This window comes from Lysobacter sp. KIS68-7, assembly GCF_021284745.1.
Classification (GTDB): Bacteria; Pseudomonadota; Gammaproteobacteria; order Xanthomonadales; family Xanthomonadaceae; genus Noviluteimonas.
Window position 1 is genome coordinate 2,564,338 of sequence record NZ_CP089925.1, and the last position, 15,668, is coordinate 2,580,005.

16 protein-coding genes and 1 other RNA gene are annotated in these 15,668 nt (G+C 64.1%); 8 read left to right on the forward strand and 9 right to left on the reverse strand.

Features of this window, described 5'->3' with window-relative positions:
• The first annotated feature begins 12 nt into the window (after nucleotides 1-12).
• Nucleotides 13-252: a hypothetical protein gene (locus LVB87_RS12530; protein WP_232898290.1), complete on the forward strand. Its 240-nt coding sequence runs from the start codon at nucleotides 13-15 to the stop codon at nucleotides 250-252.
• A 192-nt stretch (nucleotides 253-444) separates the two neighbouring features.
• Here LVB87_RS12530 and fur read toward each other — a convergent pair whose 3' ends face one another.
• On the reverse strand, nucleotides 445-846 hold the full coding sequence (gene fur, locus LVB87_RS12535) for a ferric iron uptake transcriptional regulator (protein ID WP_232898291.1): 402 nt from the start codon (nucleotides 844-846) through the stop codon (nucleotides 445-447).
• Nucleotides 847-900: 54 nt separating this feature from the next.
• On the opposite strand from fur, the gene bamE reads away from it, so the two are divergent.
• Nucleotides 901-1,293, forward strand: a complete 393-nt coding sequence (gene bamE, locus LVB87_RS12540) for an outer membrane protein assembly factor BamE (protein WP_232898292.1) — start codon at nucleotides 901-903, stop codon at nucleotides 1,291-1,293.
• Here bamE and LVB87_RS12545 read toward each other — a convergent pair.
• Together LVB87_RS12545 and LVB87_RS12550 are read right to left on the reverse strand one after the other, a co-directional pair.
• Nucleotides 1,290-1,571: an RnfH family protein gene (locus LVB87_RS12545; RefSeq protein WP_232898293.1), complete on the reverse strand. Its 282-nt coding sequence runs from the start codon at nucleotides 1,569-1,571 to the stop codon at nucleotides 1,290-1,292. The genes bamE and LVB87_RS12545 overlap by 4 nt on opposite strands.
• 4 nt (nucleotides 1,572-1,575) lie before the next feature.
• Nucleotides 1,576-2,007 carry a type II toxin-antitoxin system RatA family toxin gene (locus LVB87_RS12550; protein WP_232898294.1) on the reverse strand — a complete coding sequence of 144 codons (432 nt, stop codon included), beginning with the start codon at nucleotides 2,005-2,007 and terminating at the stop codon, nucleotides 1,576-1,578.
• A gap of 36 nt (nucleotides 2,008-2,043) precedes the next feature.
• On the opposite strand from LVB87_RS12550, the gene smpB reads away from it, so the two are divergent.
• Nucleotides 2,044-2,565: an SsrA-binding protein SmpB gene (smpB, locus tag LVB87_RS12555; RefSeq protein ID WP_232898295.1), complete on the forward strand. Its 522-nt coding sequence runs from the start codon at nucleotides 2,044-2,046 to the stop codon at nucleotides 2,563-2,565.
• A gap of 3 nt (nucleotides 2,566-2,568) precedes the next feature.
• Here the strand turns inward: smpB and LVB87_RS12560 are convergent, their stop codons facing one another.
• Nucleotides 2,569-4,407 (reverse strand): CHASE domain-containing protein, encoded by a 1,839-nt coding sequence (locus tag LVB87_RS12560; protein ID WP_232898296.1) that lies wholly within the window; start codon nucleotides 4,405-4,407, stop codon nucleotides 2,569-2,571.
• A gap of 62 nt (nucleotides 4,408-4,469) precedes the next feature.
• Between LVB87_RS12560 and ssrA the strand changes: the two genes are divergently transcribed.
• The 5 genes from ssrA (at nucleotide 4,470) to LVB87_RS12585 (ending at nucleotide 9,924) form a co-directional block, all read left to right on the forward strand.
• Nucleotides 4,470-4,823: a transfer-messenger RNA gene (ssrA, locus tag LVB87_RS12565) on the forward strand.
• A 163-nt stretch (nucleotides 4,824-4,986) separates the two neighbouring features.
• Nucleotides 4,987-6,189 carry an integrase arm-type DNA-binding domain-containing protein gene (locus LVB87_RS12570; protein ID WP_232898297.1) on the forward strand — a complete coding sequence of 401 codons (1,203 nt, stop codon included), beginning with the start codon at nucleotides 4,987-4,989 and terminating at the stop codon, nucleotides 6,187-6,189.
• A 276-nt stretch (nucleotides 6,190-6,465) separates the two neighbouring features.
• Nucleotides 6,466-7,389 carry a hypothetical protein gene (locus tag LVB87_RS12575; protein WP_232898298.1) on the forward strand — a complete coding sequence of 308 codons (924 nt, stop codon included), beginning with the start codon at nucleotides 6,466-6,468 and terminating at the stop codon, nucleotides 7,387-7,389.
• A 319-nt stretch (nucleotides 7,390-7,708) separates the two neighbouring features.
• Entirely contained in the window at nucleotides 7,709-7,900 is a 192-nt protein-coding gene (locus LVB87_RS12580; protein ID WP_232898299.1) for a hypothetical protein, read from the forward strand.
• The gene (locus LVB87_RS12585; protein ID WP_232898300.1) at nucleotides 7,897-9,924 is read left to right on the forward strand and encodes a DUF927 domain-containing protein; all 2,028 of its coding nucleotides are present in this window, start codon (nucleotides 7,897-7,899) and stop codon (nucleotides 9,922-9,924) included. Before LVB87_RS12580 ends, LVB87_RS12585 begins: the two co-directional genes overlap by 4 nt.
• Nucleotides 9,925-10,529: 605 nt before the next feature.
• Here the strand turns inward: LVB87_RS12585 and LVB87_RS12590 are convergent.
• Genes LVB87_RS12590 through LVB87_RS12610 form a run of 5 tightly spaced genes read right to left on the reverse strand, consistent with a single transcriptional unit; the run spans nucleotide 10,530 to nucleotide 15,550 of the window.
• Nucleotides 10,530-11,594 (reverse strand): NAD(P)-dependent alcohol dehydrogenase, encoded by a 1,065-nt coding sequence (locus LVB87_RS12590; protein ID WP_232898301.1) that lies wholly within the window; start codon nucleotides 11,592-11,594, stop codon nucleotides 10,530-10,532.
• Between the two features lie 13 nt (nucleotides 11,595-11,607).
• Nucleotides 11,608-12,123 (reverse strand): cupin domain-containing protein, encoded by a 516-nt coding sequence (locus LVB87_RS12595; protein ID WP_232898302.1) that lies wholly within the window; start codon nucleotides 12,121-12,123, stop codon nucleotides 11,608-11,610.
• An 8-nt stretch (nucleotides 12,124-12,131) separates the two neighbouring features.
• A complete protein-coding gene (locus tag LVB87_RS12600) occupies nucleotides 12,132-13,313 on the reverse strand; it encodes an MBL fold metallo-hydrolase (protein WP_232898303.1) in 1,182 nt (393 codons plus the stop codon).
• The gene (locus tag LVB87_RS12605; RefSeq protein ID WP_232898304.1) at nucleotides 13,310-14,506 is read right to left on the reverse strand and encodes an MFS transporter; all 1,197 of its coding nucleotides are present in this window, start codon (nucleotides 14,504-14,506) and stop codon (nucleotides 13,310-13,312) included. The genes LVB87_RS12600 and LVB87_RS12605 overlap by 4 nt, the downstream gene beginning before the upstream one ends.
• Before the next feature lie 9 nt (nucleotides 14,507-14,515).
• Nucleotides 14,516-15,550: an alpha/beta hydrolase gene (locus LVB87_RS12610; protein ID WP_232898305.1), complete on the reverse strand. Its 1,035-nt coding sequence runs from the start codon at nucleotides 15,548-15,550 to the stop codon at nucleotides 14,516-14,518.
• Between the last annotated feature and the right edge of the window lie 118 nt (nucleotides 15,551-15,668).

Below are 15,668 nucleotides of genomic sequence, written 5' to 3' on the forward strand. Positions count from 1 at the left end.
CGGAGGAAGCACATGTCAGACGCCCCCATGCCCACCCACTTCATCCTCACCGACGAATCGCACGTCAAACTGGCGCTGGTCAGCGAACACGTACGCTACATGGCGCGACTCCTGGAAGCAGGCGCCGCCACCAACCTCACCGACGACGACTTGCGCCCGGATGCGATGACATGGTGGATCGACCAGATCGGTCGCGAGCTTGGCCGCATCGTCGAATCGGCCAGATGGACCGGCCTCCCCACCGCGCGCTGAGCTCAAGCCCCGTACCGAAGAGGCCGTTAGTGAATTGCCGTGGAGGACTGGCATGCGAGGGCTTATGTCCTCGGAGCACGGCCATGGATGGCCGTGCGCACGGTGCTCTGTCCGCAGGGATGCAGCTACAGCGCACCGGCCGAGGACATAAGCCCTCGCAGGACGGTCCGCCCACCCGAAGCCGCAACTAAATCAGCGCTTCTTCCGAACGTAGAGCACCAGCGCATGCTCCTCGATCTGGTACCCGTGCCGGGCCGCCACCTGCCGCTGCAGCTCCTCGATCTCCGGGCTCTGGAACTCGATGACCTTCCCGGTGTCGATATCGACCATGTGATCGTGATGCTCCCCACGATCCAGCTCGTAAACCGCGTGCCCACCCTCGAAATTGTGCTTCAGCACCAGCCCCGCCGCCTCGAACTGCGTCAGGACCCGATAGACCGTCGCCAACCCGATCTCATCCCCATGCTCAAGCAACTGACGATAAATATCCTCCGCCGTCATATGGCGGGGACGGGTCTGCTCCAGCAGCTCCAGGATCCGCATCCGGGGATGCGTGACCTTGAGCCCGGCCTTGCGGAGATCCTGCTGTTCCATGGGCGCGGAGTGTATCATCGGCCCCTTCACGCCCCCAGCGAACCCGCCTTTTCCATGCGCAAGCTTGTCCTCGTCCTCGCCCTGACCCTCGCCACCGCGGGCTGCGGCATCCTCTACAAGCAGCCGATCTACCAGGGCAACCTGCTCGAAAAGACGAACGTCGACCAGCTCCAGGTCGGCATGGACAAGCGCCAGGTCATGACGCTCCTCGGTTCGCCCTCGGTCGCCGACCCGTTCCACCACTCGCGCTGGGACTACGTGGCTTCGCAGCGCATCGACCGCCGCGGCACCACGCAGGTCAAAACCCTGACGCTGAACTTCAACGGCGAGCAGCTCGCGAGCTGGGAAGGCGAGTACTTCGGCGAGCAGGACAAGGAACTGGCGGAAGACCTCCGCCGTCGCTTCGGCAACCTGCCGCGCGAGAAGGACAAGAACAAGCGCCACTAAGGCGCGTCGGGTTTCCGCGCCGCCGCGCGCTTGCGGCGCGCGTCCTTCGGGTCCGCCACCAGCGGACGCAGCAACTCGATCCGGTCCCCGTCGTTCAGGCGCGCGTCGCTTTCGGCACGCACGCCATGCAGCGCCAGGCCGTCGATCCCCTGCCCTTGCCGCCATTCCGCCGTGAGCCCGGCGGCGACCAGCGCGTCATCGATCGTCGCCCCCTGCGGCACCGTCACCGCCCATTCCTCGAAGCTGCGCGCACGCGCCAGGACGATACCGATGCGCATGCGCTCACTCCGCGCCGCGGTCGGCGGCGCGCACGAAGTCGTCGACCATGCGGTCGGCCAGCCCCTGGAAGCCAATGGCGAACGCCGGCCCGAGCAACTTGTTGTTCGGCTCGAAGTCGAGCGTGAGCGTCACCTTGCACGCCGACTCGTCGAGCGCATGGAACTGCCAGCGCCCGTGCAGCTTCTTGAACGGCCCGTCCTTGAGCTGCATGTCGATGTGGTGCGGCGGCTTGAGGGTGTTCTCGGTGGTGAACCAGGTGCGCAGCGCGCCGTAGCCGAGGTCCAGCCGCGCGACCAGGCGGGATTCGCCCTGCTCCAGCACCTCCGCCGATTCGCACCAGTCGAAGCGGCGTGGATAGGCGGCCACGTCGTTCACCAGCGCGAACATGCGGGCGGCGGAGTGTTCGACGAGGGCGCTTCGTTGGATCACGCTCATGTCAATGCCGTGCTCATGTAATGCGAGAATAGGACCATGAACAAGAAAGCGGCCAAGGATACGGGAAAGGCGGGCGCGAAGGCCGCGAAAGCCCCGGCGCAGAAGACCATTGCGCTCAACAAGCGGGCCAAACATGAGTACCACCTGGAGGAAAAGGTCGAGGCCGGCCTGGCCCTGCAGGGCTGGGAACTGAAGGCCATCCGGGCCGGGCGCGCCAACATCGGCGAGAGCTACGCGATCGTGAAGGACGGCGAGCTCTTCCTCTTCGGTGCGCAGATCACGCCGCTCATCTCCGCCTCCACCCATGTCATCGCCGACGCGCACCGCACGCGCAAGCTGCTGCTGCACCGTCGCGAGATCGACACGCTGGTCGGCCGCGTGCAGCGCGACGGTTACACGCTCGTGCCCACCGCGCTGTACTGGAAGGGCAACAAGATCAAGGCCGAGCTCGCGCTGGCACGCGGCAAGCAAACGCACGACAAGCGCGAGGCCAGCAAGGAACGCGACTGGAACCGCGAGAAGCAGCGCGTGATGCGCCGGCACAACAAGGACGCGTGAGGCTCAGTCCTCGTCGGGTGGCGGCACCAGCGTAAACGTGAAGACTGCACCGCGCCCCGGGCGACCCGACGCGGTGATCGTGCCGCCATGGCGTTCGACGATGCGCTTCACCGTCGCCAACCCGATCCCCTCCCCCGCATACCGCGCGTCGTCGTGCAGGCGCTGGAACGGACGGAAGAGCTTGTCGACGTAGGCCTGGTCGAAACCGGCGCCGTTGTCGTGCACGTAGAAGGTGATACCGTCGTCTTCCTGCCCGAACTCGACCAGCGCGTTGTCGCGATCGCGGGTGAACTTCCACGCATTGCCCAGCAGGTTCTGCAGCAGGCTGCGCACGAGGACGCGGTCGCCGCGCGCCAGCAGGCCCGGGGCGATGTCGACTTCCACATCGCGCTGCGGTTCCACCGTGCGCAGTTCGGCCACGATGTCCTGCGCCATCTTCGACAGGTCCAGGTCTTCCGGCACCAGGTCGCCCCGCCCCACGCGCGAGACCTTGAGCAGTGCTTCGATCAGCTCGCTCATGCGCGAGGCCGCGTTGCGCACGCGCTGCAGGTAATCGCGGCCGGTGTCGTCGAGCACGGCGGCGTAACGGTCACCGAGCACGCGGCTGAAGCCTTCGATGGAGCGCAAGGGCGCGCGCAGGTCGTGCGAGACGCTGTAGGCGAAGGACTCGAGCTCGCGGTTGGCTTCGCTCAATTCGCGCGTGCGCGTTTCCACGCGGGCTTCGAGCGAACGATTGAGGGCGCGCACGCGCGCTTCGCTGCGGCGCGCCGCGGTGCTCATGCGCGCTGCGAGTCGTTGCGCACGCATCTCGGTGGCCGCCAGCGACCACGCGATGCCGAACAACAACAAGGAGGCCAACAGGCCCACCGCGAGTGCTGTGCTCAAGGGCGCAAGCGTGGGCACCGCCTGTTCGATCGGCGCGGAGGCGAAGTCGAAGCGCCACACGCGCCCGTACACCGTCGCCACCCGCGACTGGGTGAAGGCCGCATCGGCATGTCCCGCAAACCCGGGATCCTCGTAAAGCAGCGCGGGCTGGCCGTGCGTGATGTCGAACGCGCGGAAGACGACGTTGCGCCGGATCGGACGCAGCGCGACGTCCACGAAGCGCTTCACGCGCACCGGGGCGTACACCCAACCGTTCAGGGCCGCGCGTCGCCCCACCGCGGTCGCCGGCGGTGCGCCGCCCTGGTACACGGGCACGTACATCAGGAAGGCCGCGATGTCCGGCGCCAGGTCCTGCACGAGCTTCACGCGATTGGTCACGTGCGGCACGGCATCGAGCATCGCCGACTCCATCGCGGCGTGGCGCACGGGCTCGGCGTACATGTCGTAGCCGATGACGTTGAGGTTCTCCGCCGTGCGCGGCTCCAGGTACAGGATGGGGCCGTAGTACTCGCGCACGCCGCGCGGCCAGACGCTCAACAGCCCGCGCCCCTGCGCACGCGCATCGCGCTGCAGTTCCTCCATGCCGTGGTGGCTCACGAACGCCGCGAAGCCGAGCCCCGCGATGGAGGGAAACCGTTGGCCGAGGTTGAGTCCGTCGACATAGGCGCGCCACTGCGAGGGGTTCGGCCGCGCCACGCTCGCGAACAGGGCCGCGCCGCCGCGGATGGTGAGCTCGTAGTTCACCAGCCGCTGCCGCAGCAGCTCGACCACTTCATCGCAGGAGCCGTCGAACTCCGCGTGCGCGGAATCGATCGCGTTCTGCCGCGCCGCGCGCCAGGCCATCAGCACCAGCAGCGTGGACGCCACCAGCACCAGCACGGCGAGCGCGAAGCCGCTCAGGCCGGGGGAGGCCCGGTCGTCGGCATGGCGCGGAGCACGTGGAGCGAGCGGCGGCATGGTTCAACCATATCAAGGGAGATGGGCCTATACTCCCCCGGTCAGCGACATCGATGTCTCCCGGGGGTGCACTGGCTTCGACGGGGGTTGCGAAATCGCTTGGCGCATGCCGAGGGGGTAGCTTTCCTCGTTAATCCAGCTGCAAAAACCTAGACGCGAACGACGACGTCTACGCTCTGGCCGCTTAAGGCCTAGCCCCGAACCCACTTGTGCCTGTGCTCGTGGATGTAGGGTCATCATCACAGGATCGGTTGGAGTGGCGACCCGTCAGCTCTGACTTAACCTAAAGCGGGTGTGTCCCCTGGTGTGCTTCGCACGTCGTGTTGCCAGGGGCCGAGAACGAACGGCGAGCTAAGCATGTAGTGCCGGGGATGGAGTGCCTTCGGACGGGGGTTCAATTCCCCCCACCTCCACCATTTAGTTGTCCCAGCAAGTCCAACGAAGGCCGGAATATCCAGAGAAATCAAGGGTTCCGGCCTTTTTTGTGTCCTATAAGATGCAATTCCAAGCATTGCAATCAGGCGGTAACTGGCGGTAGGTTTGACGGGAACTCCCCTATCTCGCCCATGGCCTACCGTCATGCTGACGAACGCGAAGATCAAGTCGGAGAAGCCCAGGAGCACACCGTTCAAGCTCGCGGACGGAGGTGGCTTGTACCTTTTGGTCCAACCCAGCGGCGCGCGCTGGTGGCGCTGCGACTATCGACGCCCCGGTACCGGTAAGCGCAACACCCTCAGCCTCGGCACATATCCCTCCACGACACTCGCTGACGCACGGTCGAAGAATCACGCCGCCCGCGCGCAGCTCGCAGCGGGGATCGATCCCGGGCAGCATCGCAAAGCGGAAAAGGAAGCAGGTACCGACCGCGCAGCGAATAGCTTTGAAGTTGTCGCGCGTGAATGGCTCTCGAAGCAGAGGTTCGTGCCGAAGTACGCGATCAAGGTCGCAGCGTGGTTCGACAAGAACGTGTTCCCGTATGTGGGCGCGAAACCCGTCGCCGAACTCACCGCTCCCGATGTCCTTCGTGTCCTGCGACGGATCGAAGAGCGTGGTGCGCATGAGTCCGCGCACCGCATCAAGCAGAACATCGGCCAGGTGATGCGCTATGCCATCGCGACCGGGCGCGCCGATCGCGATCCCACGGCAGACTTGAAAGGCGCGCTCATCCGGCCCGCCGAACGCCACCACGCTGCAATTACGAACCCCAAGGAAGTTGGCGGCCTGCTTCGGGCGATAAATGGATTCACCGGGACGCCGGTTGTCAAGGCGGCGCTGCAGCTCGCCCCGCTGGTGTTCGTGCGGCCAAACGAGCTGTGCTCTGCCGAGTGGTCTGAGTTCAACCTCGACGCTGGGGAATGGGATATTCCTGCTGCGCGGATGAAAACCGGCCAGCCGCACCATGTGCCTCTCCCAGCTCAAGCCGTCGCGGTTCTTCGTGATTTGCACTTGCTCACCGGCCGTGGCCGCTACGTCTTCCCCAGCGCACGAACGCCGTACCCGAACGACAAGCAACGACCGATGACCACGAACGCCTTGCTCGCTGCGCTGCAGCGCATCGGCTACACGGGCGAGCAAATGACCACCCACGGGTTTCGCGCGATGGCTCGCACCCTCCTGGACGAGGCGCTAGGGTTTCGTCCGGATTACATCGAACATCAGCTCGCGCACGCCGTTCGCGACCCCAACGGACGCGCATATAACCGCACCTCGTTCCTGCCCGAACGCCGCAAGATGGTCCAGAAATGGGCGAACTACCTCGACGAGTTGGTGATCGCCGACTAGTGGACCGTCGTCCAATCGAGTGCGGCCACGCGCAACGACGCAAGGCGGTGTTAAGTAAATCTTTCGCGCGGAGTTAAGTACAACTTTGTCGCAATCTTCAGTTCAACCTTATTGCGAACTTCAGTTCAACCTTATTGCGAACTTCAGTTCAACCTACGACGCCCGCCGCGGAGCCGTATTGCCGTCGACCCTGCCCGTCCAAAATGCGATAACTTCGTGTATCGCGTTCACCACATAGCCGATGCCGCCGCACCGGCAATTTGCACGGGATGAAGCATGACGAGCGACGATTTCCCCGAGCCGTTCGCCAAGGTCTTGAGCCTTTTTTCGCCCAGCGTCCTCATCGCCGAGGACGCGATGACGTTTTACGACGCGGTGGACTTGACGGCCCGGCTGAACGAGCCCGATCGCTCCAATGTGATCCACCGATGGGTGCTTGTCGCCTTGATGCGAGCGCCGCGTACGCGAGAGATGTTGATGGAGGTGGCTTGCACGGACATGGAGTGGCTCTATCTCGCGATCAGCATGATGCGTCCCGTCAAGAGCGCGATCGAAGCCATGCCGCGACGTAAGCCCACCCCCAACAACCGTGCAGGCGACACCAAGGCTCGAAAAATGATCGCTTCGCCCAAGCGCGCGTTCGAGCAGCTCCGCAACCGAGTCGTTCGCATGTTGCGTGTGCTCAAGAAGGACAAACTGGTGACGAACCATCAACCCGGTCTGGCTGAACTCCTGCGCAGCGCGGGATTCGTGGACTACGCGGATGCGGTCAAGTCGGTAGACCTGCAACGAAGCCTCAAGGAATTTGAACTGCTGCGCCAGATGCAGCAGCGGGGCCAAAGCCTCAGCGAGTACGTCAGGATCGACGGCCCTGCGTGCATCGAGATTCCCAGACCGGCCTATCCCCATCCAACCGTGATCGATCTGCTGGCGGCCCTCGAACGACACTTCGCTGAAGCTGAAGGTGCTCCCGTGAGCAAGCACGAACCGCGCGGCCAGTTCCTCCGCGAAATCTACGGAGTATTCGCCCGCACCGTCATCGCGGATCGGCGACGGGCATTCCTGAGCCACGTCAGTGATGCGGTTTTCGCGGAGCCCATCGACAAAGCCGACATCCGCACGCTGGTGATGGACTTGCGGGACCAGGAACGCCAGATGGGATCGATGGTTGCTCGCGAGGAGGGGGACATCGCTGCATAGAAAAAGCTGCTTGCGCCCCTCCCCGGTCGTGAGCCGTACTTCCTAGGCTGATTCCGTGTCCAACCACACAGGAATCGCCCGCAATGCACACGCTCCCTGAAACCGGCTACCTCCGTCTGGCCGACATCATCGGCCGACGCGCGACCCCCACCCGTCCCGCAGTTCCCGCAATCGTTCCGGTGAGCGCCTCCACCTGGTGGGCAGGCGTCCGCAGTGGCAGATATCCACAGCCATCGCGTGCGCTGGGTCCGCGGATTACCGCATGGCGCGCCGAGGATATTCGCGCCCTGGTCGAGGCTGCGGCGCCGAAGGCGGCGGCATGAATTTCCAGAGCCCCGATCGTCACCTCAACTTCGCCAAGTCGCTCATCGCCGCCGCACGCGACCAACTGGCACGCTACTTCTGTTGCACGGATGCGCACTCGCCCGACTGCATTGACGGTTCGCTCATCGTGAAAGCAGCCGACCTGTTAGACGCGGCGGCTGATGCGTTGAATGGAGAACAAGGATGACCAGCAACGAAAAACCCGCAGGCGGCAACCTGCGGGTCGTGAATGTCGATGCCGCCATGGGCACGGGGCGCGACACGAGTGAGGGTACTCGTGCGCCGGCAGATTACAAGCAGCACGGGCGCTTGCACGCACCTCCCACCGATCGCTCGGATGGTGACGAAACTGCACTCGCCGATAGCGTCGAATCGGAAGCCGCTCGCGATGGCGGCGTCTCCAACTGCTCGCTCGAAGTCGACCGAGACAGCCGAGACAGCCGAGACATCGAGCAAACGCAATCCGACGAGGTGCAGGACCGTGTCTTCGTGCCGCGCGGTGCCCGGTTCGAGCTGTACGAGGGTGTCCGTGGACTCCAAGACGGGGTGCACTGGATCGGCGTGGAACGCGATCGCAAGGCTGACGAGCTCGTGGAGCTCGATCCCGAGTGGGTGTGCTCGCCGCTGCGGATAGCAGCGACCACCCAGGACGGATCGGGCAACAACTGGGGCCGCTTGCTGACCTTCGTCGACCGCGCCGGCATGGAGCATCGATGGGCCATGCCGATGGAGATGCTGGCCGGGACCGGCGACGCGCTCCGCTCGGAGCTCCTCCGTCAGGGTCTCGAAATCACCAGCAATCCGCGGTTGCGAGGACGCCTGTCGGACTTCATCCAACGTGAGAACCCGAGCATCAGCGCTCGTTGCGTGACCCGGACCGGATGGGACGGTGACGTCTTCGCGCTGCCCGACCGAACCTATGGCGATTGCACGGAAGGGCCGGTCATCTTCCAGACCAGCACGCCGGACGGCATTGCGCTGTCGCAGCGGGGCACGCTCGACGAATGGCGATCGCGAATCGCCCTTCCGTGCGCCGGCAATTCGCGGTTGGTGCTGGCGCTGTCCTGCGCGTTCGCCGGACCTTGCCTTGGTCTTGCGGGCGCCGAAGGTGGGGGCCTGCACCTTCGCGGCAGTTCCAGCGTCGGCAAAACGACGGCGCTCAGCGTCGCCGCCTCGGTCTTCGGCCCTCCGCGCTTCGCCCGCACCTGGCGGCAAACGGACAACGCGATCGAAGGCGTGGCATCGATGCACAGCGATCTACTCCTGATCCTCGACGAGATTGCCCAACTCGATCCGAAGCACGCCGGTGCCTGCGCGTACTTGCTCGCGAACGGCCAAGGAAAGGGGCGCTCGCGTCGTGATGGTTCGCCGCGATCGGCCGCCGTCTTCCGGGTGCTGTTCCTTAGTTCCGGCGAGATCGGCTTGCACGAGTTGATCTCCGAGGTCGGCGGGAAGGTCCGTGCTGGCCAGGAAGTGCGCGTCATCGACGTTCCCGCCGACGCGGGGAGCGGCCTGGGTATTTTCGACCTGCTGCCGGAAGGCATCACCGCCGGCGCGTTCGCGGACCGATTGAAGGCTGCTTCGGCGGATCAGTTTGGATGGCCGTTGATCGCGTTCCTCGAAACGGTCACCGCCGACCTCGACGGTGCGCGAATGGCGATCAAGGCGACGAGCGAACGGCTCGCGCGGGCCTTGGCCGACGAGACTGCGGATGGCCAAGTTCGGCGCGTTGCGCAGCGCTTCGCTCTGATCGGGGCCGCCGGCGAACTCGCAACGGCTTTCGGACTCACGGGCTGGGAGCCCGGGGAAGCGGAGCACGCCGTGGCCGTGTGCTTCAACGACTGGCAGTCGGCGCGCGGAGGAAAGGGTAATGCCGAGCCGGCGGCAATGCTGGCCCAAGTGCGCAAGTTCCTTGAACTCCACGGCGAGTCGCGCTTCACCGTGTGGAATGACCCGTATGCCAAGACGGTGAACCGAGCGGGGTTCCGCAGGCAGACGGCCGACGGGCCGGAGTACTACATCGAGCGCGAGGTGTTCACCAGCGAGGTGCTGCGCGGCTTCGATGCGCGCGAAGCGGTGCGTGTACTGATCGCGTGCGGTGCGCTCATGCCGGACGCCGACGGCGTCGCGACGCGGACGGAACGCTTGCCCGATGATCGCCGCGTGCGCGTTTACCGGATCACGCCGGCGATCTGGCAGGTGGAGTTGTAGGGTCAGGCGCAGAGGCGCCGGGACCGTCTGGTCTCGGTGTCTCGGTGTCTCGGTGGAGAAAAAGAAAATGGCGCGTTCGTCGACCAGCGGAAATCGCGTGCGGTGCGGAGCGCGACGACATCGGGATGGACAACCGTGTGAAGCGCTGAGCGAGCCTGGCAAGCAACGCTGTCGATTCCATGGCGGGCGCTCGACCGGGCCGCGAACGCCAGCCGGCAAAGCGCGCTCGCTTGCCAACTTGCGGCAGTTCCGCTTCACGTCACTTGGGAAACCTCGCGCGTAGGCGCGCGCGTATGAGTTCGGTAAGCGCGAACCAGTCCGATAGCAGCGTGGCCTGACGTTGTGGGTCGCGTCGAACAGAAAATAGGCAAGCATTGCCTAACGACGACGAGCCGATGGGGCCCCAGATCGCCGTGCCCCGGGGACGTATAGCTTGAACCGTTAGCGAACCCGGGGGCTTTTTCAGGGGGTGCCCTAAGCACATGCGCGACAGTGCCCCCGCCAAGTTGAAGCGGGGGGCGGCTTACCTTCATGCCGCACGGGAAGTTTTGGCCCGTCTATGCACCCAGCGAATCCAGGTGGGCTCCCGGAATGCGGCGCTGGTTCTAACCGCGCGGTCTGCCGTCCAGCGTTGCGTTGTCAATGACGAAGCGGTACTTCACGTCGCCGCGTTGCATGCGGTCGTATGCCTGCTCGATCTGCTGGATTGGGATCAGCTCGATGTCGGCAACGATGCCTCGTTCGGCGCAGAAGTCGAGCATCTCCTGTGTCTCCGCGATGCCGCCAATCAGCGAACCGGCGATTGATCGACGCCCGAAGATGAGCTGGCCGACGTTTGGGCTTGGATGGGCGTGCTCGGGAACGCCCACGAGGCACATCGTGCCGTCGCGCTTGAGCAGGCCAACGAAAGGATCGAGGTCGTGGCTGGCTGCGACGGTGTTGAGGATCAGGTCGAAGCTGCCTGCGTGTTGCTGCATTTCGTTGTCGTTCCTGGAAACGACCACTTCATCCGCGCCCAGCGCCTTCGCATCCTCGCGTTTCCCCTCGGACGTGGTGAAGGCGACGACATGGGCGCCGAGCGCGTCTGCCAACTTGATCCCCATGTGGCCGAGACCACCGATGCCGACGATACCGACTTTCTTGCCAGGGCCAGCCTTCCAGTGCCGAAGCGGCGAATACGTCGTGATGCCCGCGCACAGGAGCGGCGCCACCGCCGCGAGTTGCTGCGGCGGATGCTTGATACGCAGAACGAAATCCTCGTTGACGACGATCTGCCCTGAGTAGCCGCCCAGCGTATGCCCGGGTGCGTCCTCGGTCGGGAAGTTGTACGTACCGACGAACCCCTTCTCGCAATACTGTTCTAGCCCTTCGTCGCAACTGCCGCAGTGTTGGCAACTGCCGACGAGGCAACCGACGCCGACCGTGTCTCCAACTCGAAACTTCGTGACGCCCGGTCCGAGCGCCGTCACCCGCCCGACGATTTCATGGCCTGGCACGCAGGGGAAGAGCGTGCCAGCCCACTCGGAGCGCACGGTGTGCAAGTCGGAATGGCATACGCCGCAATACGCGATGTCGATCTGGACATCGTGGGTCCGCGGGTCGCGACGGAAGATGTCCATCGGTTCGACCTGTTTGTCGGCGGCGTGCGCGCCGTAGGCTCTGACGATCATTTCCACTCCTGGTTCAGTCGTTCTGTCGGTACTGGACATCGCTTACATGTTCGAGCCAATCGACGACCTTGCCGTCGAGGGCTTCCTGCAACGCGACGTGCGTGAGGGACGTGGTAGTCGAGGCGCCATGCCAATGCTTGACGCCCGCGGGAATGCGGACGACATCGCCACGCGACATGCGCTGGGCGGGTTGCCCGAACTGCTGCACGAAGCCTTCGCCATCGGTCACGATCAGCGTCTGGCCAAGCGGATGCGTGTGCCACGCGGTGCGCGCGCCCGGCTGGAACGTCACGCTCGCGCCCGACATCCGCGAATCTCCCTCCGCCGCGAACATCGGGGTCACACGCACATTCCCGGTGAACCAGTCGGACGGTCCAGAGATCGAACTGCGGGCATCGCCAGGTGTGACAGTGATGGTCGGTGTCGCGGCGGCTTCAGTCGCGATGGCCGGCGGCGCCGCGATGGCCGCAGAGAGCAGCGCGGCCGGTGCGGCAAAGCTGCGAAGGTTGGACTTCATGTTCTGGGGCATGGGTACATTCACTCCTGATTGGATTGGGGCCGCCGCATCAAGAGGCCCAGCGAGAGCGAACGCTGCGCTTCCGCGTCGCGGGGGCCGGATTGCTCCCACCACTTCGCAAACGACTGTGTCGGTTCGTCCAGCCACGCCAGGTCGCCGATTCGCGGCGTCATCAACGTGAACGGCTTGTCGCGGCTGGCAAGCTCCACGCGGCGATAGGGGTCATCCCACGCGTGATTTGCCAAGGAGAAGCGCCCGGAATGCCCGGGCAACAGCGCGCGCGCCTTCAAGTCCGAAGTCGCCTTGGACACTTCTTCAGGCGCCATGTGAATTTGCGCCCAGCGCGGGTCGTACTGGCCGTTGTCCATGATGGCCAGATCGATCGGCCCGAACTTGCGGCCTGTGTCGGCGAAATGCGGGCCGTATCCGCTGTCACCGCTGTAGAAGATCTTGCGTTGCGTCGAGGCGAGCAGGTATCCCGCCCATAACGACTTGTTCCTCGTCAGCGCACGGCCGGAGAAATGCCGCGCTGGAAGCACATGGATCGCAAATCCAGGCCCGAGCTCGAATTTCTGATTCCAATCTGCTTCGGTGACGACGGATGACGCGAAGCCCCAACGCTCCAAGTGCGCGCCCACGCCCAACGGGCAAATGATCCGCTTGATTCGAGGTTGCAGTCCGAGAAGCGTCGGCCGGTCCAGATGATCCCAATGGTCATGGGAGATCAGCAGGACATCGATCTCTGGAATGTCAGCAACCGAATACGGGTAATCGCCGTCGAACGCCGAGAAGACAAGAGGTATCGGTGAGAGGTGTTCGCTGAAGACCGGGTCAATCAGGATTCGCTTGCCACCAAGCTGGATGAAATAGGACGAGTGACCGAGCCAGACGACCAGGTCGCGGTTGCGATCCAGCGCGTGCAGGTCTGTCTTGATCATGGGCAGCGGACGTGAGGGCTTGAGCCGCGCTTCCGGTTCCGGGTCCGCAGACTTATCGACGATCACTGACGTCGGAACCTGGTTTCGGAACTCACCGAGGTGGTAGTTCGGCGATCGTTCAATGCGTCTTAGGCGATCGCCTTCCGGCAGGCTGCCGATGCTCGGCGCCAGAAAAGCGAATCCACTGACTGCGATAGCGCCAGCGACCAGACACGGCAACATCAACCAATACAGCAGCCTTCTCTTCCGGGCCAAGGTCTTCACGGTGCGGATTCCTCCCGGGCGAGGAGTCGATGTCCATTTCCCGCTGCAAGGGACGCCAGCACCAGGAGCACAGCGCCACCGATCCACGTCGCGGAAAGGGAAACGTGATCGAGGAGCAGTCCGCCCAGCGCCGCGCCCGCCATGATCGCGAGTTGAATCGCCGCGACCATCAGGCCGCCACCACTCTCCGGGTCATCCTTGATGCCTTCACTAAGCCACGTTGACCACGCGACTGGGATTGCGGAGTTCAACGTTCCCCACAACACCATGACGGCGGCGAGGAGCCAAAGCAGGTGGCCCGTTCCCAGCATCGCGAGCGTCACGGCGGCCAACGCCAATGGCAGCCATGCGAGCAGTCGACGGAGATGTCGACCAACGAGCTTGCTGGCCGCATACGTGCCGATGAAGCCCGCCAATCCGAGGCCGAGTAACAGCATCGAAAGCTGAGGCAGGGTGACGCCGGCGCGCGCTTCCAAGAACGGGCGCAGATAGGTGAACGTTGAAAACGCACCCGCGAACGCGAGCATGACGGCAAGCATCGCAATCGCGACGTTGCGCCGCTTCATCAGCGCGACCAAGTTCGACACCGAACTGGAGCCGGTGGACGGCATCGTGGGCAGACTGATCCACTGCCACGCGAGGTTGATCAGCACCAGCGGTGCCATGACCCAGAACACGCCGCGCCAACCGATGTGCCCGCCGAGATAGCTGCCGATCGGGGCGGCGAATGCTGTGGCGACGGCGTTGCCCGTGAAGAGAATGCCGAGTGCCTTGGGCACGGATTCGGCTGGCACGAGGCGCATGACCGTCGCCGTTGAGAGCGCCCAAAAGCCGCCAACTGTCACGCCCAAGAATGCACGCGCGATCATCAATACGAAAAAGTTCGGCGCCATTGCGATCAACACGAGCGATGCGAGCATGACGCCAGTCAAGCCGAGCAGGAGATGGCGTCGATCAATGCGGCCTCCGATCGGCGAGATCAGGATGCTGGTCGCCACTGCGAAGAGACCCGACACAGAGATCGCCTGGCCAGCCATGCCCTCGGTCGCGTGCAGGTCGCTGGCGATTGGCGTCAGCAGGCTGACAGGCATGAACTCGGATGCGATCAGTAGGGCGACACACATAGCCATCGAGCCGACGGCGCCCCATGGGGATGCCTTGACGGCGTCCCCCGCGAGAGTTGTCGTGGTCATGGAAACTCCTTACTTCGCGCGCAAGTTCTGGGTGAAGAAGGTCGCGAGCTTGTCGAACGGGATGAGGTCGACGCGGTCGTAAAGATCGACGTGCCCGGCGCCGGGAATGATCACCAGTTCCTTGGGCTGTCCCGCGAGGCGATAAGCGTCTTCGCTGAACTCCCGGGAGTGGGCGTTCTCACCCGCGATGAAGAGCATCGGGCGCGGGGAAATCGTCTCGATGTCCGCGAACGGATAGAAGTTCATGAACTTCACGTTGCTGGTCAGTGTGGGATGCGTCGTAACTTGCGGAGAAGAGCCAGCGGGGGTGTATTCACCGCGCGGCGTGCGGTAGAAGTCATAGAACTCACGCTCGATCTCGGTGGAGTTCGCGTTCAATTCGTTCACGGTGCCGCTGGTGTATTTGGTTTCGCCGCCCTGGAACTCGACGTAGCGCTGCTCCGCCGCGTCCGCGATGATCGCTTTGCGCTGTTCCAGCGTCAGGGAATGCTTGAGCGCATTGCGGTTGGCCGCGCCCATGTCGTACATGCTGACCGTCGCGATCGCGCTGATTCGCGGGTCGATCTTGGCGGCGCTGATTACAAAGCTGCCGCTGCCGCAGATGCCAAGCGCACCGATGCGGTTCCTGTCGACGAACGGCTGTGTGCCAAGGAAATCCACCGCGGCGCTGAAGTCCTCGGCGTAGAGGTCAGGCGAGACGGCATTGCGCGGCTGGCCCTCGCTCTCGCCCCAGAAGGACAGGTCGATGGACAAAGTCACGAATCCTTGTTCCGCCAGCTTCTGGGCGTACAGATTCGAGCTTTGCTCCTTCACCGCGCCCATGGGGTGGCCGACGACGATTGCGGGATTTCGAGCGCTGCTGTTCGCGCCCCTCGGAATGAAGAGATTTCCGGCGACGCGCATGTTGTATTGATTCTTGAAGGTCACCTTTTGAGTGGTCACCTTCTCGCTCTTGTAGAAATTGTCAGCACCATTCGACATGTCGGCACCTGTTGCGGAAAACGCGATGGTCAAGAGTCCAAGTAAAGCGATGAGTTTCTTCATGGATCTGGTCTCTGTGATTGGCCGGTCTGCGACGTCTCTCGGATGTCGGGCAAGATGTGCCCGTCCCGCCGATCGGCAGGTCGACAAACGTCATGATTCATGGGAAGTCGAATGACGC